Annotated in this window: 20 protein-coding genes, 1 tRNA gene and 1 pseudogene; 6 read left to right on the top strand and 16 right to left on the bottom strand. The window is 65.3% G+C overall.

Features of this window, described 5'->3' with window-relative positions:
- Both VKZ87_RS11695 and VKZ87_RS11690 read right to left on the bottom strand, forming a co-directional pair.
- Window positions 1-275, bottom strand: a 275-nt coding sequence (locus VKZ87_RS11695; RefSeq protein ID WP_414655649.1) for a dCTP deaminase, incomplete at its 3' end; no start/stop codon positions are given.
- Window positions 276-319: 44 nt separating this feature from the next.
- The gene (locus VKZ87_RS11690) at window positions 320-1,069 is read right to left on the bottom strand and encodes a CYTH domain-containing protein (RefSeq protein WP_324221434.1); all 750 of its coding nucleotides are present in this window, start codon (window positions 1,067-1,069) and stop codon (window positions 320-322) included.
- A gap of 278 nt (window positions 1,070-1,347) precedes the next feature.
- Between VKZ87_RS11690 and VKZ87_RS11685 the strand changes: the two genes are divergently transcribed.
- From VKZ87_RS11685 to VKZ87_RS11675, 3 genes are all read left to right on the top strand, one after another.
- Window positions 1,348-1,422: transfer RNA gene (locus VKZ87_RS11685), tRNA-Thr, on the top strand.
- Between the two features lie 76 nt (window positions 1,423-1,498).
- Window positions 1,499-3,772, top strand: a complete 2,274-nt coding sequence (locus tag VKZ87_RS11680; RefSeq protein WP_324221433.1) for a lysylphosphatidylglycerol synthase transmembrane domain-containing protein — start codon at window positions 1,499-1,501, stop codon at window positions 3,770-3,772.
- Between the two features lie 54 nt (window positions 3,773-3,826).
- Window positions 3,827-4,417 (top strand): PAS domain-containing protein, encoded by a 591-nt coding sequence (locus VKZ87_RS11675; protein ID WP_324221432.1) that lies wholly within the window; start codon window positions 3,827-3,829, stop codon window positions 4,415-4,417.
- Here VKZ87_RS11675 and VKZ87_RS11670 read toward each other — a convergent pair.
- Entirely contained in the window at window positions 4,414-4,767 is a 354-nt protein-coding gene (locus tag VKZ87_RS11670; RefSeq protein ID WP_324221431.1) for a hypothetical protein, read from the bottom strand. The two genes, VKZ87_RS11675 and VKZ87_RS11670, sit on opposite strands and share 4 nt — an antisense overlap.
- A 216-nt stretch (window positions 4,768-4,983) precedes the next feature.
- Between VKZ87_RS11670 and VKZ87_RS11665 the strand changes: the two genes are divergently transcribed.
- Window positions 4,984-6,462, top strand: a complete 1,479-nt coding sequence (locus tag VKZ87_RS11665) for a catalase (RefSeq protein ID WP_324221430.1) — start codon at window positions 4,984-4,986, stop codon at window positions 6,460-6,462.
- 50 nt (window positions 6,463-6,512) lie between these two features.
- Here the strand turns inward: VKZ87_RS11665 and VKZ87_RS11660 are convergent, their stop codons facing one another.
- The 4 genes from VKZ87_RS11660 to VKZ87_RS11645 all read right to left on the bottom strand — a co-directional run bounded on the left by VKZ87_RS11660 (window position 6,513) and on the right by VKZ87_RS11645 (window position 10,896).
- Window positions 6,513-7,733, bottom strand: a complete 1,221-nt coding sequence (locus VKZ87_RS11660; RefSeq protein ID WP_324221429.1) for a pentapeptide repeat-containing protein — start codon at window positions 7,731-7,733, stop codon at window positions 6,513-6,515.
- A gap of 48 nt (window positions 7,734-7,781) precedes the next feature.
- Window positions 7,782-8,966, bottom strand: a complete 1,185-nt coding sequence (locus VKZ87_RS11655) for a pentapeptide repeat-containing protein (protein WP_324221428.1) — start codon at window positions 8,964-8,966, stop codon at window positions 7,782-7,784.
- 162 nt (window positions 8,967-9,128) lie between these two features.
- Window positions 9,129-10,367, bottom strand: a complete 1,239-nt coding sequence (locus VKZ87_RS11650) for a pentapeptide repeat-containing protein (RefSeq protein ID WP_324221427.1) — start codon at window positions 10,365-10,367, stop codon at window positions 9,129-9,131.
- Between the two features lie 142 nt (window positions 10,368-10,509).
- A complete protein-coding gene (locus VKZ87_RS11645) occupies window positions 10,510-10,896 on the bottom strand; it encodes a hypothetical protein (RefSeq protein WP_324221436.1) in 387 nt (128 codons plus the stop codon).
- On the opposite strand from VKZ87_RS11645, the gene VKZ87_RS11640 reads away from it, so the two are divergent.
- The gene (locus VKZ87_RS11640; RefSeq protein WP_324221435.1) at window positions 10,844-11,149 is read left to right on the top strand and encodes a PilZ domain-containing protein; all 306 of its coding nucleotides are present in this window, start codon (window positions 10,844-10,846) and stop codon (window positions 11,147-11,149) included. The genes VKZ87_RS11645 and VKZ87_RS11640 overlap by 53 nt on opposite strands.
- Window positions 11,150-11,244: 95 nt before the next feature.
- Entirely contained in the window at window positions 11,245-12,138 is an 894-nt protein-coding gene (gene xth / locus VKZ87_RS11635) for an exodeoxyribonuclease III (RefSeq protein WP_324221426.1), read from the top strand.
- Here the strand turns inward: xth and VKZ87_RS11630 are convergent.
- The 9 genes and pseudogenes from VKZ87_RS11630 to VKZ87_RS11590 all read right to left on the bottom strand — a co-directional run.
- On the bottom strand, window positions 12,132-13,415 hold the full coding sequence (locus VKZ87_RS11630; RefSeq protein ID WP_324221425.1) for a TRAP transporter large permease: 1,284 nt from the start codon (window positions 13,413-13,415) through the stop codon (window positions 12,132-12,134). The two genes, xth and VKZ87_RS11630, sit on opposite strands and share 7 nt — an antisense overlap.
- Window positions 13,412-13,912, bottom strand: coding sequence for a TRAP transporter small permease (locus VKZ87_RS11625; RefSeq protein ID WP_324221424.1), 501 nt, complete (start codon window positions 13,910-13,912; stop codon window positions 13,412-13,414). The genes VKZ87_RS11630 and VKZ87_RS11625 overlap by 4 nt, the downstream gene beginning before the upstream one ends.
- Window positions 13,913-13,986: 74 nt before the next feature.
- Window positions 13,987-15,036: a DctP family TRAP transporter solute-binding subunit gene (locus tag VKZ87_RS11620; RefSeq protein ID WP_324221423.1), complete on the bottom strand. Its 1,050-nt coding sequence runs from the start codon at window positions 15,034-15,036 to the stop codon at window positions 13,987-13,989.
- Window positions 15,037-15,157: 121 nt separating this feature from the next.
- Window positions 15,158-16,117 carry an alpha-ketoacid dehydrogenase subunit beta gene (locus VKZ87_RS11615; protein WP_324221422.1) on the bottom strand — a complete coding sequence of 320 codons (960 nt, stop codon included), beginning with the start codon at window positions 16,115-16,117 and terminating at the stop codon, window positions 15,158-15,160.
- A complete protein-coding gene (locus tag VKZ87_RS11610; protein ID WP_324221421.1) occupies window positions 16,108-17,130 on the bottom strand; it encodes a thiamine pyrophosphate-dependent dehydrogenase E1 component subunit alpha in 1,023 nt (340 codons plus the stop codon). Before VKZ87_RS11610 ends, VKZ87_RS11615 begins: the two co-directional genes overlap by 10 nt.
- 134 nt (window positions 17,131-17,264) lie before the next feature.
- Window positions 17,265-18,734, bottom strand: coding sequence for a lipopolysaccharide biosynthesis protein (locus VKZ87_RS11605; protein WP_324221420.1), 1,470 nt, complete (start codon window positions 18,732-18,734; stop codon window positions 17,265-17,267).
- Window positions 18,735-18,847: 113 nt separating this feature from the next.
- Window positions 18,848-20,290, bottom strand: coding sequence for a calcium-binding protein (locus VKZ87_RS11600; RefSeq protein WP_324221419.1), 1,443 nt, complete (start codon window positions 20,288-20,290; stop codon window positions 18,848-18,850).
- Between the two features lie 99 nt (window positions 20,291-20,389).
- The gene (locus VKZ87_RS11595) at window positions 20,390-20,758 is read right to left on the bottom strand and encodes a hypothetical protein (RefSeq protein WP_324221418.1); all 369 of its coding nucleotides are present in this window, start codon (window positions 20,756-20,758) and stop codon (window positions 20,390-20,392) included.
- Between the two features lie 3 nt (window positions 20,759-20,761).
- Window positions 20,762-21,787, bottom strand: a pseudogene (locus tag VKZ87_RS11590) (cytochrome ubiquinol oxidase subunit I); the annotation flags it as partial.

Here is a 21,787-nt window from a genome sequence, read left to right as displayed (position 1 = left end):
TCCACCGTGCGGGCCAGCGCGAAGGAATTCGGCGGGATGACGCAGACATCGGTCTCGCGGTCGACGAAGGAGTTGGACGAGAATTCCTTCGGGTCGACGACGGCCGAATCGACATTGGTGAAGATCTTGAATTCGCGGGCGACGCGGGCGTCATAGCCGTAGGAGGACAGGCCGTAGGAGATCGTGCCCTCGCGCTTCTGCTGCTCGACGAAAGGCTCGATCATGCCGTATTCCTGCGCCATGCGGCGGATCCAGATATCGGACATGACGGACATCGGCGCGAACCTTCCCAGCGACGGATACAGCAGAGTTTCCGGGCTTACGCGGAGCCATCCTCGCGGTCAAGGGCCGCGCCCCGGGCCTCCGGATCTTCATGCCTCTCCGCAGCATCACCCGCCACTTCCCGCCCCCGCGCCTGCTGCTTGCGCCGCAGCAGGTTGGCCCGGAGCCGGGCAGCGAGGCGGGCATCGCGCGGGCGCGGCGCCGAAACGGCCTCTGGGCCGATCTCCTGCAGCAGCCGCCGGACGGCGGTGACGAGTTCCGGCGGGGCCGGAATCCGGCCCGCCGCCAGCGTCTCGTTGCGGTAGGCCGGGTCGTCGGTGACGTCGGCGCCCAGCCAGTCCGGCCGGTCGAACGGATGATCGGGATGCGGCAGCTCGATTTCGGCCAGCCAGAGTCCCTCATGGCGGCCGAGGAAGCGGTCGACCTCCCAGCAGAGGTCTCCCTGCGGCAGGCGATAGCGGATCTTGCTGATGAGCCGGTCGGCCTGGTCCGGCGCGAGCAGGCGGCGCGCGAAATCCGGCTCCACGGTGCGCTCGATTTCCTGGCGCACGCTGCCCCGGCCACCGGACTTCAGAGTCAGCCAGGCCTGCGCACTGCCATCCTCCGGGGTCGCGATGCGCAGGCGCACTGACCAGCCGTCGATCCGCGTGAAATAGCCCTGCACCAGCGCCGTGCCCTTGAGGCCTGCGGTGACGGCACCGCCCGCCGCGGCATCGCGCAGCAGGAATTTGCGTTCGATCTCCGCGCCCGCACGCGTGGTCCCGGATACTGCCTGCTGGGTGGTCATACCGTCTGCCCTGTTGCCGCGTGCCCTGCCGCAGCCTGCGATAGCCATTCCGCCCCGCCCGAGTCAACCGCATCGGCGGGCCGCGGACGAAAAGCCGAAGTTCCCGAAAAATCCCGGCAGAAAAAGCCGTTAGCTCGCGCTTGCGTCGCCGGTCCGGCTGTGGCAGTTTCCGCGCCCGAAGCCGGCCGGACCCCACGGTCTTACGCCGGCTCGTCTGTTTCAGGCCGCCCGAGCGCAATCGCCCGTCAAAGGGTCTGCACCGGCCGTCTGGCAGCGGCGCTGCCGTAGCTCAGTGGTAGAGCACCTCATTGGTAATGAGGAGGTCGACAGTTCAATCCTGTCCGGCAGCACCAGCCAGCTTGGTTGCGTTCAGGGATTTGGCGTCGTAAACACGTTAAAATTGATTTTTCCGGCTGACGCCCCCTTTCCATGCTGCTCAAGCGCCACCTTCGGACAGCCGTCGTTGCCCTGATCTCGGGCGCGTCGCTGGGGGCGATTTTCTACATTGTTGATTTCGAGACGATATTCAAAACTCTTGGTGGAATAGAATTCCACGCGATCGCCTCTGCAGGCGTCCTTGTTCTTCTGAATGCCGTTCTCGCGCTGCTGCGTTTCCGCTCGGTGCTTCGCAGTTTCGGTTACAAGCCAGCCTGGCGCCAGGTCGTGTTCGCCTTCACGATTGGTCAGGTGTCGAACCAGATTTTTCTCAATGTCATCGGCCAGAGCCTCAGTCGGGCGGCCGCTCTCAACTCGGCCGGGGTTCCGTTCAGCATCTCTGTCATGGCAACCTACTGGGAGCGCCTCATCGCTGCCGGGTTGCTATTTCTCCTCAGCGTGGCAAGCGCTCTCTTCCTGTTTCTCAATATAAGCATCGACCTGCATGCGGGAGGAGCCTATCTGCTGTCGCTCGCGGGGGGCATTGCACTGGTTTCCGGCGTTGTTCTCATTCTCCTGATTCGCCAGAAGGAAGTCGAGTTTCGGCTGGCTGACGCACCACGGTTTCTGTTGCGTCTCTGGCCCAGCATCCTGCTTACGCTCGCTGCGCATGCGGCAATGCTGGGCGCTTATGCGGGCATCCTCAAGGGGTTGCAGGTTCCCGAATTCAATGTTGCCATCGCCGCGGCGCTGACAATTGTGATGTTTGCCGCTGCGCTGCCAATCAGCTTTTCCGGCTGGGGCATCCGCGAACTTAGTGCGGCGCAGGCTTTGGGAGTGGTTGGTGTCGACCCAACAATCTCGGTTGCCGGCGCGATAGCGATTGGGCTTCTTGGCCTGCTGGTGACCGTGATCTGCGGGGCGATCGGTATATGGCTGTATCTGCATCGCAAGCCGGCACATTCCGCGGTCCAGGCAACTCCCGCAACAATGGCCGCTCCAGAGAAATGGAACGACATTGCAATCATCGTATCTGCGGTCCTTTCGGCGATCCTGCTGTATTTCCAGATTCGAATCCCGATGCAGCACGGCGAGGTAACCGCCAATGCAGCGGATATTCTCGCACTGACCAGTCTCGGTCTTTTGGGCTTTCATCTCTGGTCGCAGCGCGGACTGAAGCCGATCCCGATATGGCTCGCAGGCAGTCTGGCAGCCATCTCGCTGCTTTTCCTTCTCAGCCTCGGAGTGGGCTATCTGCGCTTCGGCTCGAACAGCTGGGCGCTGCTGAACCGCGGCATGGGCTGGGTGATTATCCTGGGTTACGTCGCCATGGGCGCTTCGGCGGCTGTAACGTCGAATGCCCATACCAGCCGATTGGTCCTGCGCGCGTTCGGGATCGCCGGCGTTACAGTCGCAGTGCAACAACTAGCACTGATGCTGAGTGTGCTGGGGGGGATCAACATTCCCCAAGACGCATTTACTATCCCGTTGCGAGGCTATGCGATCAACGCGAACGCATTTGCGTTCCAGATGATCATGGCCGCAGCCTGCATTCTGGTTCTTGTCCGCCTTGAAGGCTCTGGAAAATCTCGCGCTTTTTACAACGCCGCTTTCATCGCCATTGCGCTGGTTATCACCTATAGTCACTCTCGCTCAGGGCTGGGTATGGTGATTATATTACTGGTTCTTGCCACGATTTTTTCGAGTGGCAAGGAGCGGACTCGATCCATAAAATTGTGCCTGCTCACTTTGTTTGCAGTAGCCGCCGTTTTCTTCTTACCCGATGTCCTCAGGGTCGCGGACAAAGCAATTGCAGGACTGCTCGGCAGCAAGCTTGGCGTCCTTTCGTCGCTTCTCAACTTGCCCGAGGCCCGCTATCTCGCGATTACCGTAACGCGGACGGGATCCGACAGTGAACGCTGGCTCAGCATCATCGAGGGCTGGGATCTCTGGCTGAAGCATCCCCTGCTGGGCGCCGGCCTCGGTGGTTACGTCCAGGAGCGACTGGCCGCTGGGAAAGGCTTTTTGGTGATCCACTCGATTCCGGTCTGGCTCATGGCTGAAATGGGTCTGGTTGGCCTGCTTGTGGTGGCCGCTGTATTCGTGCTTCTCCTGAAGGGCGCGTTCCACCTGCTATCCCGCCCGGCCCAACATGGCTGGGGGCTTGGTCTGCTGTGTATCCTCGGATGCATTGCAGCCTCCGGCCTTGTGCATGACCTCTTCTTCCAGCGGTCTTTCTGGTTTCTCATTGGCTTGTATGTCGTCGCAGGTTTCCGGGCGGCAGCCGAGGAGAGCGCCGCGTCCGGAAGCGTTACCTCCAACAGCTAGGCTAAGCTGGCGGGTCGGCTTGCAATGACTGTCGTCACGGCCTAAAGCTCTTCCATGGTCCCTGACCTCTCGGCTGCAACCTTTGCCGACGACCCCACGCTGATGAGCGTGGCGTCATACTGGCTGGCGAAGCGCAACGGCAGGCTGATGCCCGACCGGGCCGAGATCGATCCCCTCGATCTGCCGGCTGCGGTGTGGCCCAATCTGCTGCTGGCCGAACCCGTCGCCGGATCCACCGCGATACGCTACCGGCTCGTCGGCTCAGCCCATGTCGAGCGCTACGGCTTCGATTTCACCGGTAAGACCACCAGCGAGATCATGCAGGGCAGCTATCGGGAGTATATGGAGAGCATCTACCGGACCGCCCTTGACGAAAGGCGGCCGGTCTATTCCGAAAGCATTTTCCGCTGGGATGATGCCGATTATGCCCATGGTCATGCCGCCACGCGGCGGCTGATGCTGCCGCTGAGCCGCGGCGAGCCGGATGTCGCGGCCCAGGTTTTCAGCGTTCAGGTCTGGCCGACGCGCATCGCCGGCCGGATGCATTCGATCCCCGATATCAGCCGCAACACCGACGTGCGCGGCAGCTGCATCCTGCTCGATCGCGACGATTTCCGCGTGCTGGAGCCGGGACCGGCGAATTAGGGCTGCCGCCAGGTCTCGAGATAGCGCGTGACGACATACAGCCGCGTCGGGCCGGCATTCGTCACCGCCACCGTGCCTCGGCTATAGGGCCCGTAAAGCTCCACCGTCCCGCCGGCGGGAATCTCGACATCCCGGCTGACCGGCACATCGAGGATCAGCCGTCCGGGCACCGTGCCCAGATTGGTGATGGTGATCGTCGTGTATTGCTGGCGCTCGCCGGTATCGAGGCGGGTTGCGGCCCCAGGCTCCAGCCGGAAGGCGCCGGCCCGGGCGGGGCCTGCCGCCATTACCGCAATCGCCAGAAGAACGGAAAACAGGATGCATCGTCTCGCGACGGACCGGCCGGTCATGGATCTCGCTCCTTGCTGCCGGCGCCATGCCGGCGACAGAAAACTGGCGCAGCAGGAAGAATTGCCCAGCCCGTTCCGGAGGCCGCGTATCACCCGTCACAGCCGGGCATATGATCGAAAATTACGATCACAATTCCGAAAAAAATCAATTTCACAAATCGTATAGCGGGGGATACCGTCTCTCTCAGAGCAGAAACCGCCCGAGAGGAGATCGAGATGAGCCAGTCCCCCCGCCCCACCGCTACCGCCCCCGTCCTGACGACCAGCGCCGGCGCGCCGGTTGCCGACAACCAGAATTCCCTGAGCGCCGGCCCGCGCGGTCCGCTGCTGCTGCAGGATGTGCACCTGATCGAGAAGCTGGCCGCGTTCAACCGCGAACGCATCCCCGAACGCGTGGTGCATGCCAAGGGATCGGGCGCCTACGGCACGCTGACCGTCACGAAGGACATCACGCGCTACACTAGGGCGAAGGTCTTCACGCCCGGCACGAAGACCGATCTGCTGCTGCGCTTTTCCACCGTCGCCGGGGAACGCGGCGCGGCGGACGCCGAGCGCGACGTGCGCGGCTTCGCCCTGAAGTTCTACACCAGTGAAGGCAACTGGGACCTGGTTGGCAACAACACGCCGGTCTTCTTCGTGCGCGACCCGCTGAAATTCCCCGACTTCATCCACACCCAGAAGCGCGACCCACGCACCAACCTGCGCAATCCGACCGCGATGTGGGACTTCTGGAGCCTGAGCCCGGAAAGCCTGCATCAGGTGACCTACCTGTTCGGCGACCGCGGCCTGCCCCTGAGCTACCGCCACATGAACGGTTATGGCAGCCATACCTACAGTTTCGTCAATGCAGAGAACGAACGCTTCTGGGTGAAGTTCCACTTCCACTCCCACCAGGGCGTGAAGAGCATCACGGCCGAGGAATCGGCGCGGATCATCGGTATCGATCGCGAGAGCAACCAGGCCGACCTGTATGACGCCATCGAACGCGGCGAATATCCGCGCTGGACCATGTCGGTGCAGATCATGCCCGAGCTGGATGCCGAGAAGACACCGTACAATCCCTTCGACCTGACCAAGGTCTGGCCGCATAAGGATTACCCGCTGATCGAAGTCGGTGTGATCGAGCTGAACCGCAATCCGGACAACTATTTCGCCGAGATCGAGCAGGCTGCCTTCGCACCCAGCAACATCGTGCCGGGCATAGGCTTCTCGCCGGACAAGATGCTGCAGGGCCGGCTGTTCGCCTATGCCGATGCGCATCGCTACCGGCTGGGCGTCAACCACACGGCCATCCCCGTGAACCAGCCGCGCTGCCCGTTCCACAATTACCAGCGTGACGGGGCAATGCAGACCGGCCGCAACGGCGGCGGCGCGCCGAATTACGAGCCGAACTCCTTCGGCGGCCCGGTGCAATCGGCTGCGGCTGGCGAGCCGCCACTGAGGATCAGCGGCGACGCCGACCGCTACAATCATCGCGAAGGCAACGACGATTACAGCCAGGCCGGCGCGCTGTTCCGCCTGATGAGCAAGGCCGAGCAGGAGCGGCTGATGGACAACATCGCCAATGCCATGCGCGGCGTGCCCGATTTCATCCAACAGCGCCAGATCGCCCATTTCGCCAAGGCGGATCCGGCCTATGGCGCCGGCGTGGCGGCAAGGCTGGCGGCGATGACGACGGCGACCGCGGCAGAGTAACCGCAACTGCGACGACGACGGCCGGCACGTCCCGTGCCGGCCTTTCCCCTTCAGGCGATGCCGTTCAGGCCGCTGCAGGCGCGCAGGTCGGCGCCGGTGAAATTGGCCCGGCTGATCTTGCTCTGCGAGAGATCGATGTGATCGAGCACGGCGCCGCGCAGGTCGGCCCCCGTGAGATCGGCTCCCACCAGCATGGGATACAGGATCCGCCCGGTCGCCTGGCTGCCGGCGCTGAACAAAGGCGCGCCGACCAGCTTGGCGCCGCGCAGGGTGGCACCGGCGAGATTGCATCCGGTGAAGTTGACGCCGCCGAGATCGGCCTGGTCGAAATTGGCGCGCGTCAGGTCGGCGCCCAGGAAGCTGGCGAAGAGCAGCTGCGCCGACGAGAAATCGGCCCCCTGCAGGTTGCAGCCGTGCATTTCGGCGCCGCGCAGGTCGCAGCCTGAGAAATCGGCATTCTGCAGATTCATCCCGCTGAGCACCGCGCGCTGGCCTTCGGCGCCGCCGGTGGCGATCCAGCGGCTGTGGGCGGCCAGCGCCGCCTCGATCTCCTTCGACAGGCTTGCCGTCTTGCGGTGGACGGCGGCCGAGAGATCGACGCCTTTCAGGTTGACCTTGCTGAGATCGACGTTGCGCAGGTTCGCGCCGCGCAGGTCGGCGCCCTGCAGCAGGGCGCCCTCCAGTTTCGCACCGACCAGATTGACGCCACGCAGGCGGGCGGCGGTGAGATTGGCGCCGCTGAGATCCGCGCCGGCGAGATTGACCGAGAACAGGCTGGCATTGGAGAAGTTGGCGCCGGTGGCCGAGGATACCGCAAGATTGGCCTCGTCGAGCTGCGCCATGCGCAGGTCTGCGCCGTCGAGCCGGGCCTCGGTCAGATTGGCGGCCTGACTGCGCGTGGAGCCGTCGCCGATCATGATCTGGCCGGGCCGCAGGTCTGCCTGGTTGAGCGACGAACCGCGCAGCACCGTCTTCATCATGTTCGCGCCGCGCAGGTCGCTGCGGTCGAGGACCGCGCCCGACAGATCGGCATGCATGAAATCGACGGCGAACAGATCGGCGCGGCGCAGCTCCGCCTTCACCAGCGAAGCGCCGGTGAAGCGGCTGCGCGCCAGGACCGCGTCGTTGAGCTTGGCATTGTCCAGCCGCAGGAAGCGGAAATCGCCATCACGCATCTGCAGGCGCTCGCCATCGCCGCGACCGCTCGCCCAGGCGGCATGGCGCGACAGCGCGACGGTCAGCTGCGAGGACGGAAATTTCAGTTCGGCCATCGGCAAACCCGTGCGGCCGCGGCCGGTTTATTTCTCCCGGGCATGTCTCTAGCGCGCCTTGTGCAGACCGACGCACTGGCGCAGATCAGTGCCCTGGATATTCGCGCCGTCCATCGTGGCGCCGCTGAAGTCGACGCCTTCGAAAATGGCGCCCCGCAGATCGGCCCGGCTGAGATCGGCAGCCTCGAATCGCGGATAGACGATCTTGCCGGTCTTCTGATTGCGGGCATTGTAGATGTCGACCCCGACGACCCGGGCAGCCCGCCAGCGGCTCTCCGCCAGGTTGGCGCGGGTGAAATTGGCGCCGCCGAGATCGGCCATGTCGAAGACGGCCCGGCGCAGATCGGCGCCGGCGAAGCTCGCGAACATCATCTGGGCGCTGGAGAAGTCGGCACCCTGAAGCACGGCATTGTGCAGCTCGGCGCCGCGCAGGTCGCAGCCCGAGAAGTTGCAGCTTTCCAGCTTCATGCCGCTGAGCACCGCGCGCTTGCCTTCCGCGCCGGCGGTGGCGATCCAGCGGCTATGGGCCTCCAGCAGCCGCTCGATCTCCTCCGGAAGCTTCTCGCCCCTGCGGTAGATCGCGCCCTGCAGTGCGACACCGTCAAGATCGACCTTCGACAGGTCCACATTGCGCAGATTGGCGCCGCGCAGGTCGGCCCCCTTGAGCCTGGCGCCGGCAAGACTCGCTCCGATGAGATTGGCGTCTTTCAGCTTGGCGCCGGCGAGATTGGCGCCCGACAGGTCGGCGCCCGCGAGATTGACGGCGAACATGCTGGCATTGCTGAAGGATGCGTTGACGGCGGAGGAAACCGCCATGCTGGCCTGATCGAGCTGGGCGTTCTTGAACTCCGCGCCGTCGAGCTTCGCGCCGTCGAGATTGGCCGAAACCTCCTTCGCCTGACCGTCATCGGCGATCATCATCTGGCCCGGCCGCAGATCGACCTGGGCCAGCGAGGCCTGGCGCAGGATGGCGCGACCGAGATTGGCGCCGCGCAGATCGGCGCGGTCGAACACCACCCGGGTCAGATCGGCATCCTGGAAATCGGCGCAGAAGAGATCGGCGCGGCGCAGTTCGGCGCCGGCCAGCGAAGACTCGACGAAAGCCGCACGCGGCAGGATGGCGTCATCCAGCTTGGCCCCGTCCAGCCGCAGGCGTGCATAGGCAGCGCCGCTCTGCTGCAGGCGGCTGCCGCCCGGCCGGCCGGCCAGAAAGGCAGCGTGGCGGGACAACACGACCTGAACTTCGTGGGGCGGTAAACTCCGATCTGACATGGCCTTCGGTGTTGCAATGCATACAACTGCTGCTAGCAACCGAGGCTAAACGCCGGCGCCCAACTCCGCAACCTGAATCAGGCAGATGCAAGAATTTGAAAGATTTACGTCGCGCGGCGCGTCTCAACCACGGCGAGAGGAACGCAACCCGGTACAGTGTTTCAGGTCAGCGCCGGAAAGGTTGGTCTTCTCCAGAATCGTGCTGGAGAAATCAACGCCTTCCACCACCGCGCCGCGCAGATCGGCGCCGGTCAGGTCGGCATTGTCGAAGCGCGGAAAGATCACCTTCCCGGTCTTCTGGTTCAGCGCGTTGAAGATCTCGACCCCGACCAGCTGGGCGCCACGGAAAGCGGCGCCGGCGAGCAGCGCGGCCGAGAAATTGGCACCGCCCAGGCTCGCCTGGTCGAAATTCGCCTTGCGCAGGTCGGCGCCCATGAAGCTGGTGAACAGCAGTTGGCTGCGGGTGAAATAGGCGCCGGCCAGGTTGGTCTCATGAAAAATGGCGGCGCGGAGGTCGCAGCTGGAGAAATCCACCCCGGGCAGCTTCATGTGGCTGAAGACCGCGCGCTCGCCTTCTGCACCATTGGAGGCGATCCATTTGCCATGGGCGGCCATTTTCGCCTCGACCTCGGGCGGCAGCTGCGCCACGCCCTGGCGGTAGATCGCGCCCTGCAGGTTGGCGCCGCTCAGATCCACGCCGGACAGATCGACGCTGCGCAGATTGGCGCCGCGCAGATCGCAGCCGGCCAGCTTGGCGCCGTCCAGCGTGGCGCCGACGAAGGTGGTGTCCTTCAGGCGCGCGCCGGAAAAATCGGCGCCGGTGAGATCGGCACCGGTCAGGTTGACGGCAAACAGCGAGGCGCCGACGAAGGCCGCGCCCGCCGCCTTGGCATTGCTCAGATTGGCCTGGTCGAGATGGGCGTGGCCGAGATTCGCCTCTTCCAGATTGGCGCCGCTGAGATCGACCGGCTTGGTTTGGGGCTTTTCGTCGCCCTCCTTCTCGTGCTGCAGGATCTGGCCCGGCCGCAGATCGGCCTGGCGGAAGGAGGTTTTCTTCAGCACGGCCATGAGGAAATTGGCGCCGCGCAGATCGGCGCGGTCGAACAGCGTGCCGGTCAGGTCCGCGCGGGTGAAATCGGCGCTGAAAAGATCGGCGCGCAGGAACTGGGCACCCTGGAGCGAGCTACCGGCAAAGCTGCAGCCCGGGAGAATGGCGTCGTCTAGGATCGCACCGTCGAGCTTCAGCTCGCCGAAATCCTCGCCGCGGCGCTGCAGCCGTTCGCCGCCCGGACGGTTGTTGAGATAGGCATTGTGCCGCGACAGGGCCCAGACGACGGGCTCGGGCGGCAGGCGCAGGGACATGGGAACCGGTCTTGTGATGCGGGGCCGTATGACAGGCCTGTCATGTTAGGGCAACCGGCGGCGCCTTGCCATGCCTAATCCAAGCGCGGCCGGACGCAATGCACCCTTTTCTCCGGACAGGGCCGCAGCTACTCTGCATCCGTTACGCTGATTCGTCGGGGGAGTGCGCCGTTATGGCCGCCGCAGCAAAAAAGAAGACAAAAGCGACGGGGAAAACCGGCAGGGCAAAACCCCGAAAGGCTGTGTCCCGCGGGAAGCCGGCGGTGAAGACCGCAAAGGGTAAAGCCCCGGCAAAGAAGAAAGCCGCGAAGGCGTCCGTCACAAGGAAGGCATCCGCCGCCAAAAAGACGACTGCGACAGAAAAGACCGCGACGAAGAAGGCTGCAGCAAAGAAACCTGCTGCCAGGAGAACGGTAACCAGGAAAGCCGTCGCTCCGGCGGATAACCGGCGCCGTTTCGATCGCCGCGAGACGCGGATCCCCGCCGAGCTGGAGCATGGCGACCGGAAGATCGCCGGCGCGGTGACCAATCTCTCGCTCCAGGGCTGCCTGTTCACGCCGCCGCAGCGGCTGAAACCGGGCACCCGGATCAGGCTGAAACTGAGCGGCGAGTCGAAGCCGGTCACGGCGACGGTGAAGGCCGTCAGCGAGCAGGGCGTGCATTGCCTGCTGCATGCCGGCGGCGCCACCCTCAGCCGTCTCTCCACCGATCTGGACGACATGGCGCTGCTGATGCTCAGCGCCGGGCGGCCGACCAGCATGGCCACGGGCGGCGGCAGCTGACCCGCCGATTGGCGCGAGCCGGGCTCCGGCGGAACGCCGTCCCGCGTCGATGGTTTCGGTAGACAGCGATCACCTGCCGGTCTGCCGCATCCTGCATGAAAATTGCCAGCTTCAATGTGAACGGCATCAACGGCCGCCTGCCGGTGCTGCTGCGCTGGCTTGACGCGGCCGAGCCCGACGTCGTCTGCCTGCAGGAATTGAAGGCGCCGCAGGAGAAGTTTCCCGAAGCCGCCCTGCGCGGGGCCGGCTATGGCGCAATCTGGATGGGTCAGAAGAGCTGGAACGGCGTGGCGATCCTGCAGCGCGGCGGCACGCCGATCGAGACGCGGCGCGGCCTGCCCGGCGATCCGACGGACATCCAGAGCCGCTACATCGAGGCCGCCATCGACGGACTGATCGTCGGCTGCCTCTATCTGCCCAACGGCAATCCCGCTCCGGGCCCGAAATTCGACTACAAGCTCCGCTGGTTCGACCGCCTCGCGAAATATGCACTGGGCCTGCTGAAGCAGGATCTGCCCGTGGTCCTCGCGGGCGACTACAACGTGATGCCGACCGAACTCGACGTCTACAAGCCCGAGCGATGGCTGGACGATGCATTGTTCCGGCCGGAAGTGCGCGAGCGATTCCACCGGCTGACCGCGCAGGGCTGGACCGATGCCCTGCGCAGCAAACATCCCGGCGAGCGCATCTACACCTTCTGGGATTATTTCCGGAATGCCTGGCCGCGGAATGCCGGACTGCGCATCGACCATCTGCTGCTCAGTCCGTCCATCGTCGGGCGCCTGAAGGCTGCCGGCGTCGACCGCGAGGTGCGCGGCTGGGACAAGGCGAGCGACCACGCGCCGGTCTGGATCGAGCTTGGCCGGCCGCGCCGGGATCGGCGCAAGGCAGCCGGCAAGGACGCTGGGATCAGCCAGGAAACGGTGATGCCTCCTTCCGCCCGAAGCGCCGCCGGGTGGTTGGAGACGATTACCGTCCGTCGTCAGTAACCCAGAGCCTGCGGCAGCCAGGTGATCAGCGGCGGGAAGGCAACGAAGGCGATCACAAGCACCATCATGGCGGCGACGAACCACAGCGCCCAGCGCACGGTCTGCTCCATCGGCACGCCCGCCAGCTTCGACGACACCATCAGGTTCACCGCCATCGGCGGCGTGAACTGGCCGATCGCCACCATGTAGGTGAGCAGCACGCCGAACCAGACGGGATCCCAGGCGAAGTTGCGCATGATCGGCAGCAGCAGCGGCATGAAGATCAGGAAGATCGAGATGCCGTCCAGCACCATGCCGATGGCGAGCAGCAGCAGCATGACGATCGCCAGCGTGGCATGCGAGCCGAGCCCGCTGGCCTGGATCGCGCGCGCCACGGGATCGACGATTCCGAGCGTGCTGACCGCATAGGCGAAGATGCTGGCCAGAGCCAGGACCACCATGATGATGCCCGAGGTCTCGGCCGCCTCCACGAAAATCGCCAGCAAGTCGCGCGGCTTGATCTTCCGGTGCACCACCATGCCAACGAAGAGGCCATAGACCACGGCGACCACGGCGGCTTCCGTCGGTGTGAACCAGCCGGCCCGCATGCCGCCGAGGATCAGCACCGGCGCGGCCAGCCCCCAGAGCGCGCTCAGGAAAGACGGCCAGAGCGGCGGCCGTCCCATATCGGCTTCCGCCAGGCCGAAGCCGTGCCGGCGCGCCAGCCAGACGGCCGGGATCATCAGCGCCAGGCCGGCCAGCACGCCGGGAATCAGACCGGCGGCAAACAGCGCCGGCACGGAAGCGCCCGGCACCAGCACGGAATAGACGATGAAGGCGATGGAGGGCGGAATCAGGATATCAGTCGCCGCCGCGGCGCCGATCACCGTCGCCGAATAGCCGCCGGGATAGCCGGCGCGCTTCATGGCCATCAGCATCACGCCGCCCACGGCGGCAGCATTGGCGGGACCGGAACCGGAAATGCCGCCCAGCAGCATCGCCACGGCAATGGCGATGACCGGCAGCATGCCGGGTCGTCGACCGAGCAGTGCGACGGCGAAATTCACCAGACGCTCGGCCACGCCGGAGCGGTCAAACACGACGCCCACCAGCACGAACATGGGCAGCGCCAGCAGCGGATATTTCGCCAGCCCGGCATAGAAGTTGTTCGGGATCGACATCAGGCCGAGATCGGCCATCCCGATGCCGAGGCTGCCGGCCAGCATCAGCGCCACGCCGATCGGCACGCCGGCCAGCATCAGCGCGACGAACAGCAGGAATATGATGAGGCCGGTCATTTGCGGCGCCATTCGCGCAGGAAGACCTGGGCGCCGCGGAAGGCGATGACGACAGAGAGCACCGGCAGCCAGATGCTGTACCACCATTGTGGCACGCCGATGCCGGGCGAGGTCACTTCATACTGGTAATCGTCATAGGCAAAGCGGCTCGCGAAGACTGCGAGCAGAAGGAAGGCCAGCACCGTCATCGCGGCCGAAAACAGCGCCAGCAGGCGGCGGCGGCGCGGCGATCCGCCCACGAAGAAGATCTCGATCCGGATGTGTCGGTCGCGGAACACGGCCGCCGAAGCCGCCACCATGGTGACGACCACCATCAGCGAGATGGAAATCTCTTCCGTCCAGGCGAAGGACTGGCTGGTGAAATAGCGCACCAGCACATTCGCAAAGGTGATCAGGCCCAGCGTCACCATGCAGGCGGCGCCGACCCAGTCTTCCCATTTCAGGCGCTCGGGCTGGGAGGCCTCTTCGAGCGGTTCGGCTTCGGAGGGAATGGACAAAGGTCACTCCGGCGGGAAACGGCAAAGGCCGGAACGGACTCGTTCCGGCCTTTGCGCAACTGCAACTGCGGGTGTTACGCCTTCTTGCGCGCGGCGACTGCGGCTTCGGCCTTCTTCACCAGATCCATGCCGATCTGCTGCGCCCACTTGTCGTAGGCCGGCTTCACCGCCTGCTTGAACGCTTCCTTCTCGGCGGCCGTCAGTTCGGTGACGGTAACGCCCAGGGCGGCGACTTCCTTGACCAGCGACTGGTCGTCCGGCGTCAGGCCCTTGCGCGCGATCGCGATTTCCTGCTTGCCGGCATCGATGGCGGCCTGGCGTACGATATCGCGATCCTTGGCCGACCAGGAATTCCAGACATCCTTGTTGGCGACGAAGATCAGCGGGTCGGCGACATAGCCCCAGCGGGTGACGAACTTCTGCGCCAGCGTATGCAGCTTCGCCGCCGTGAAGATATGCAGCGGATTCTCCTGGCCCTCGACCGCGCCGGAAGCCAGCGCCGGCTGCGCGTCGGCCCAGCTCATCTGGGTCGGGTTGGCGCCCAGAGCGGTGAAGGTGTCGTTGAAGATCGGCGAGCCGACGACGCGGAACTTCAGGCCCTTCATGTCGGCCGGGGTGCGAATCTCGCGCTTGGAGTTGGTCACCTCGCGGAAGCCGTTCTCGCCCCAGGCCAGCGGTACGACGCCATTCTTCTCGACGAGCTGCATGATCTCCTTGCCGACCTCGCCCTGCACCAGGGCATCGAGACCGGCGTGATCCTGCGACAGGAAGGGCAGCGAGAAGAGATTGAGCTGCTTGATCTGCGGCGACCAGTTGATGGTCGAGCCGACGGCGAGATCGATCACGCCCTGGCGGATCGCGGTGAATTCGCGGGTCTGGTCGCCGTTCACCAGCGACACGCCGGGATACATCTTGATGTTGATGCGGCCTTCGGTGCGCTCGCGCACCAGCTTGGCCCAGATGTCGCCGCCCTGGCCCCAGGGGAACGGCAGGCCGACCACGGTGGAGAGCTTGTACTCTTCCTTGTACTTGCCCTGCGCCTGCGACGGCCGGGTGAAGAAGTAGGGGGCGGCGGTAAAGGCCGCGCCGGCAACACCGGCCTTGAGCAGCGAACGACGATCCATGACGTTTTCCTCCGTTAGTTTATTGCCGCATCAGGATGCGGTGTTCCGCACTTCGTCTCACGCAATACAATATCGGCCGCGTAATGCCAATATGAGTCATGCTACCGGATGGTGCATTTTCTCAGCGGCCCAGCAGCGCGCGCGCCTTCGCCACGATACGCTCCGGCGTGAGCCGCACCTCCGCCTCCAGCACGGGCGCATAGCCCACCGGCGCCCTCGCCCCACCCAGCCGGGCGACCTTTGCCGCGCCCTCTTCCGCCAGCGAGGCGGCGATTTCCGCGCCGAAGCCGGCCACCTGCACGGCTTCATGCACGATCAGGACGCGCCCGGTCTTCCGGGCCGAGGCGAAAACGGCCTCACGATCCCAGGGCCAGAGCGTGCGCAGGTCGATCACTTCGGCCTCGATACCATCGCCGGCCAGCTGCGCCGCCGCTTCCGCCGACCAGAGCGCGGCCTTGCTCCAGCTCACGATCGTCAGGTCCCGGCCCTCGCGCAGCTTCCGCGCCTGTCCGATCTCGACGCGCTGCGCGGGATCAACCTCGCCTTCGCTGGCCCAGAGTTCCTTGTGCTCGAAATGGGCGACCGGGTCGCCGCAGCGCAGCGCCGCCTGCAGCAGGCTGTAATTGTCCTGCGGCGTCGACGGCGCCAGAACGACGAGACCCGGCACATGCACGAACCAGCTTTCCAGCGACTGCGAATGCTGTGCGGCGGATGCGCTCCAGATGCCGATGGGCATGCGGATCACTGCCGGCACGCGGCCCTGGCCGCCGAACATGAAGCGGTTCTTGGCGGCCTGGTTGACGATCTCGTCCATGGCGCAGAGCGCGAAATCGATGACGCGCATCTCGACCACCGGCTTCAGTCCGGTAAGCGCCATGCCGACCGCGGCGCCGACGATCGTGGCTTCCGAGATCGGCGTGTCGATCACGCGCTCCGGACCGAAAGTCTCGAGCAGGCCGCGATACTGGCCGAAAATGCCGCCGCGGCCGAGGTCCTCGCCCAGCGCAACGATGCTCGGATCGGCCTGCATGGCGGATTGCAGGGCGGCAGCCGCAGCGGCGGCATAGGTCATCACTGCCATTGCGCCGCCCCCGTATCCTGGATTTCGGACCAGGCGGCCGCAGCATCCGGCCATGGCGCCGCCAGCGCCGATCGCACCGCGGCGGCCACTTCGTCGCGCGCCGCCTTCATCACGGCGTCGATCTGCGTCTGAGTGACGCCCTGCGCGCGCAGCTTTTCGGCAGCAATTGCCAGCGGATCATTCTTCAGAGCCGCCTCGAGCTCTGCCGGATCGCGATAGGCGGCGGGATCGACCGAGACATGGCCCTTGAAACGGTAGGTGCGCGCATGCAGCAGCCGTGGGCCCCTGCCGGCGCGGATATCGGCGATCATTTCGCGCGCGGTCTCGCTGACCGCGACGACGTCGTTGCCGTCCACCTCTTCCGCCGCAATGCCATGGGCGCGCGCCCGTGCCGCGGCGCCGGCGCCGGCCGACATCGCGCCGGTCTTCGTCGTCGCCGACCACTGGTTGTCCTCGCAGACGAACAGGATCGGCAGCCTGAAGGCCGCGGCCCAGTTCAGGCTTTCGGCGAAGGGGCCGCGGTTGATCGCGCCATCGCCGAAGAAGGTGACGGCAATCGCGTCCAGCCCGCGGATCCTGATCGACTGGGCTGCCCCCACTGCGATGGGGATGCCTGCCGCCACGACGCCGTTGGCGCCGAGCATGCCGACGGAAAAATCGGCGATATGCATGGAGCCACCGCGCCCGCCGCAGAAGCCGGTCGACCGGCCGAACAGCTCATGCATCATGCGTTCGAGATCGGCGCCCTTGGCCAGGGTATGGCCGTGGCCGCGATGGGTGGATGTCAGGTAATCGGCGGGCTTCAGATGGGCACAGACGCCGGCCGGGACGGCTTCCTGGCCGGTCGAGAGATGCAGTGGGCCGCGGACATTGGCCTGCGTGCCGGCGGTCTGGCCGAAAGCCGCGACGCCGCCGCGGCTCGCCTCCTCGGCGGCATCCTCGAAGGCGCGGATGCGGCACATCATGCCGTACAGCTCCAGCAGCCCGGGGCTGGTAATATTTGATTGTGTCACGGAGGGCTTCTCGGATCGTCTTGTTGTCGTTATCCCGCCATCCTAGCAAAGGCGGCGACGGCTCCGGAAGAGTTCGGGGCGGAATACTGCCCGGGAAATCCCACCTTCGCGTGCAGCCCGCGCTGGGCCGCCCGCTACACGCGCTGCCGCGCCTGGATGCCGAGCAGCGAGGAGAGCGCGCCGAACAGCCGGCGGCGCATGTCCTGTGGCGCGATCAGCGAGGCTGTCAGGGCGTAGCCCAGAGACCCGATGGCGATGAACAGGACGAGCTGCGTCACGCTCTGCATCCGGCCATCGCTGAGAACGGATGCGGCACCGACCAGCGCGCACATGATGGCGGTGGCGATGGCCGGGCGGATGGTGGAGGCCAGCAGGTCGAGCGGCGGAATGCCGATCAGGCGCTTCAGCAGGTAGAGATGCAGCGGCAGAAGCAGAAAGCCCCGGACCGTCCAGGCGGCGCAGACCGCGAGGATGCCGAAGGGCGAGGCGACCGCCACGGCGGCGAGGCCGGTCGCAAGATAGACGCTCGCCATCACCAGCACCCAGCCGGGATAATTCGCGGCGCGATAGGCTGCGGTGAAGAACATCGTGAAGAAGGCCGGCAGCAGTTCCAGCGCCAGAAGGCTGAAAAGCGGAATGCTGTTTGCCCATTTCTGCCCGAAGACCGTGAGCAGCCCCGGCTCGGCGACCAGCACCATGCCGGCGGCAATCGGAAAGCCGATAAAGCAGCTGATCCGGGTGGACTCGGCAAACGCGCGGATGAAGGCGGGCCGGTTGTCCTGCAGGCGCGCGAAGGCGCTGAAGGCCACCTGGTAGACGGCGGCGCCGATCAGCGAGCGCAGCAGCTGCACCAGCCGCCAGGCGACGGCGAAATGGCCCAGCACCGTCGATCCGAACAGGATGCCGACGAGGAAGTTGAGCGCCTGCTCGCCCAGCGCCGACACCATCTGGCTGGCCGATACATGGGCGCCGAAGCCACCGAGCCGCTTCGCGTAACCCAAGGAATAGCTGAAACCCGGCCGCCAGCGCGCCAGGACGAGAATGCCGATATTCGTCACCGCGACCGTGATGAGCTGCTGGCCGACGAGGCTCCAGGCGCCCATTCCCGCGACCGCCATCCAGATGCCGCCTGCGGCGCCGGCCGCGCGGCCGGCAAGGCTGCAGGCCGCGATGGGACGGAAGCGCAGGTCGCGGCGGCATTTTGCCGTGGCGATGGCTCCCAGCGCGTTCAGCACGAGGACCGCGGACAACCAGGGGAGCAGATCGGCGACGAGCGGCTCGCCGAGCCATGCCGCCAGGAGGTCGGCAGCGGCGATGCACCCGCCCGACAGCAGCAGGGCCGTGACAAGCGTCGACCAGAAGCCGGTGTCGAAATGCGTGCGATTCACCTCCGGCATCTGGACCAGCGCGTCCGAGAAGCCATGGGCGATCATCAGGTTGAGGCAGATGACGACCGCCCCGGCCAGAGTGACCGCGCCGACCTCGCCGGGATCGAGCATGCGGGCGATGATGATGAAGGATCCGAGCGACAGGATGGCCACGCCGACACTCTCCGTGGCGGTCCAGAACAGTCCGCGCAGACTCCGCCGCTTCAGTTCGTCCATTTCACCTGTCCGGAACGAATCTTCAGGCCGCGATCAGATCAGAAAACGTGCAGAGATGTTGTGACCGACACGGGGCAATTGCGCCCCGCTGCATCGTCGGCCGCGCGGACAGATCAGGCAGCAATGCCTATGGCGATGTCGCTGAACTGGATCAGTTCGATATTCAGAAGCGTATCGGTCTCACCGGTGGCGAGACGGGTGACCAGGAACTGGTCCTCCTGCTGCAGGATTCCGAATTCCCGGATCGGGCGGTCGTAGGCCGCAATATCGAAGCCCTCGCCCCCATCCAGCAGATCGTTGCCGCCGGGGCCGCCGCTGAAACTTGCGGTCTCGTCGCCGAACAGCCAGTCATCGCCGTCGCCGCCGAACATGCGGTCGTCATGGAGGCTGCCCAGCAACCGGTCGTTGCCGGCGCCGCCTTCCATTACATCCGCGCCGAAAGATCCGTTCAGGATGTCGTCGCCGTTCTCGCCGAAGAGCCAGTCATCGCCTTCACCGGCAAACAGCTGATCGTCGCCCTCGCCGCCATAATGCCGATCGTCGCCCTGACCGTCCGTCAGGATGTCGTTGCCGTCCCCGCCATGCAGGGTGTCGTTGCCGAACAGGCCCTCGAGATAGTCATCGCCGTTGCCGCCGAACAGGGTATCGTCGCCACTGTCTTCGCCGGGTTCCTCGAACAGGGAATCGTTGCCGTCGCCGCCATAGGCGATGTCGTTACCGGGGCCGCCATTCAGGACGTCATGGCCATCGCCGCCATACAGGAGATCGTTCCCCGCTCCGCCGCGCACCCAGTTCCGGCCGCTGCCGCCATACATCACGTCATCGCCGTTGCCGCCGAAGAATTCGAAATCGTCTCCCTCGCCGCTGTACATGACATCATTCCCGTCGCCGCCGTCCATCACGTCAACGCCGGGGCCGCCATCCAGCCTGTCGTTGCCCTGATTGCCGAAGATACGGTCGTTGCCCTCGCCACCAAAAATCGTGTCGTTGCCCGGCAGCCCCCAGAGCTCGTCGTTCCCGGCACCACCGTCCATGTAATCGTCACCGAAACCGCCATTGATGAAATCGCGGCCGTCCCCTGCCAGCAGGGTGTCATTGCCCGCCTGTCCCAGCAGCTGATCATCGCCGGCGCCACCGGTCAGACGGTCATTCTGATCGCCTCCATCCAGCACGTCATTGCCGTTGCCACCATCCAGCTGATCCTCGCCGCTGCCACCCAGGAGATGGTCGTTATCGTCTCCTCCGTCTATCAGGTCATTGCCAGCGCCGCCGTCCATCTGGTCGTTGCCCTGGTTCCCGAACATGCGGTCATTGCCGTCGCGGCCAAAAACCGTGTCGTCGCCAGGCAACGCCCAGAGCTCGTCGCCATCGGCCCCGCCGTCAATATAGTCGTTGCCGAAACCACCATTGATAAAGTCGCGGCCCTCGCCGCCATACAGGATGTCGTCGCCGCCCTCGCCGAGGATCTGGTCGTTACCGCCAAGGCCAAAGATGTCATCCGCCAGCGGAGTCCCAGGCAATACGTCGCCATTGTCGGTCCCGATGATGACAGCCATGGGAGCCTCGCAGAGTGTTTCCAAATTGTGAAAAGCGTAAAATGCTAGTGGATATTCTCTGCGGTGGCCTGTGATCAATACGTGGCAGAGGCGCCGGGTTCAGCCGCAGACAGGGAGAGCGAGGACAGCAGCGCCGGCAGCAACGACACCGAACAGGGACAATGCCGCAAGAAGACGCATGGCGCTGCGACTGAACATCCATGCCTCCCGGCTCACACCGGCCAGCATGAACTGCGCCAGCGCATCCGGACACCGGATTGTCAGAGAGAGAATGATAGCGCAGACAGTGGCAATGATGAGCAGCACGCCATGGATGGCACCGGCGGTCAGGATATCTCGGACCAGCAGGACACAAAGCAGCCAGTGCGCGGCATACAGCAGGCCGTGGCAGGCCGCCCACACCAGGGGGCCGAAGGCGATATATGCCAGAGCCAGCCAGGTTGAGGGATAGCGTGCACGGATCGTCATGGCCTAGCCGACCAGCCGCGGAAAGCCGTGCACCAGCAGCAGACCGAGCAGCGCCTGCCCGACGGTGTACCATGCAAGCAGCGCCGTGTTCTCGAAGGACACGCGACGCACGGCGTTGAGCCGGCCGCTGACATGGCGCGCAATGGTGAAGCCGGCCATGATCAGCACGGCGAAGGCGAGCTGCCCGTTCAGCAGGCTGCTCATGTAGACCATCGCGCCATAGGCATTGGCGGCAGGCCGCAGGCCGGTCTGCCAGAAGCCCGCCACCTCGACGGCGACAGCGCCAGCCAGAGCGAGCGCGGCCAGCAGGACGAGCAGCGGCAGCAGCAGGCGGCTCCGCTTGCCGTCCGCCCGCAACAGGCGGTCGGCACCGAGAAAGGAGCCGGCAGCAGTCAGGAACAGCAGCGCGGAAAGTCCCGGCCAGCGCAGGTCCGGCAGCGGGGGCGATCCGGCGCCGGCCCAGATACCGGGCGATACGGTCCAGAGATAAAGATATGAGAAGAGGTAGCTGAAGTAGAGCGAGCCGGCGACCAGCATCAGCACGACCATCGCCCACCATGAATGCGAGCGCGGCCCGCTCATGTAGACCGGCAGGCGATAGCCCCCGCCGATGTCGATCGGTCCGCGATCAGGGCCGGGATCGAGCTTCCACACCCAGACCAGGCAGGCGGCGACGGCCAGCACGCCGCAGGTGACGGCGATCGTCACGGCCTTGATGGTGAGCAGCAGGAAGAAGCCGGCGGTAAAGACTGCGGCGAGGAACGGCGCCCAGCCGGGACCGGGCATCTGGATGACGTATTCCGGTTGCGCATCCACCGGCGAGGTGACGATGGTTTCACGTCCTCCCGTCGGCGCGTTGGGCAGATAGTACCGTCCTGCTTCCACATCGGCGGCGAGATCCGGCTGATCCCAGAGCGGCTCGCGGCTGGTGATATGGCGAATGCTGCGCGTCGAATAGACATCGTTGGGCAGCCATTCCAGCGTGCCGGCCTGCCAGGGATTCTCATCCTTCGCCTTGCCCGGCCGGAA

This window comes from Ferrovibrio sp., from assembly GCF_035304305.1.
GTDB lineage: Bacteria > Pseudomonadota > Alphaproteobacteria > Ferrovibrionales > Ferrovibrionaceae > Ferrovibrio.
This window is presented reverse-complemented; position numbering and strand designations above follow the sequence as displayed.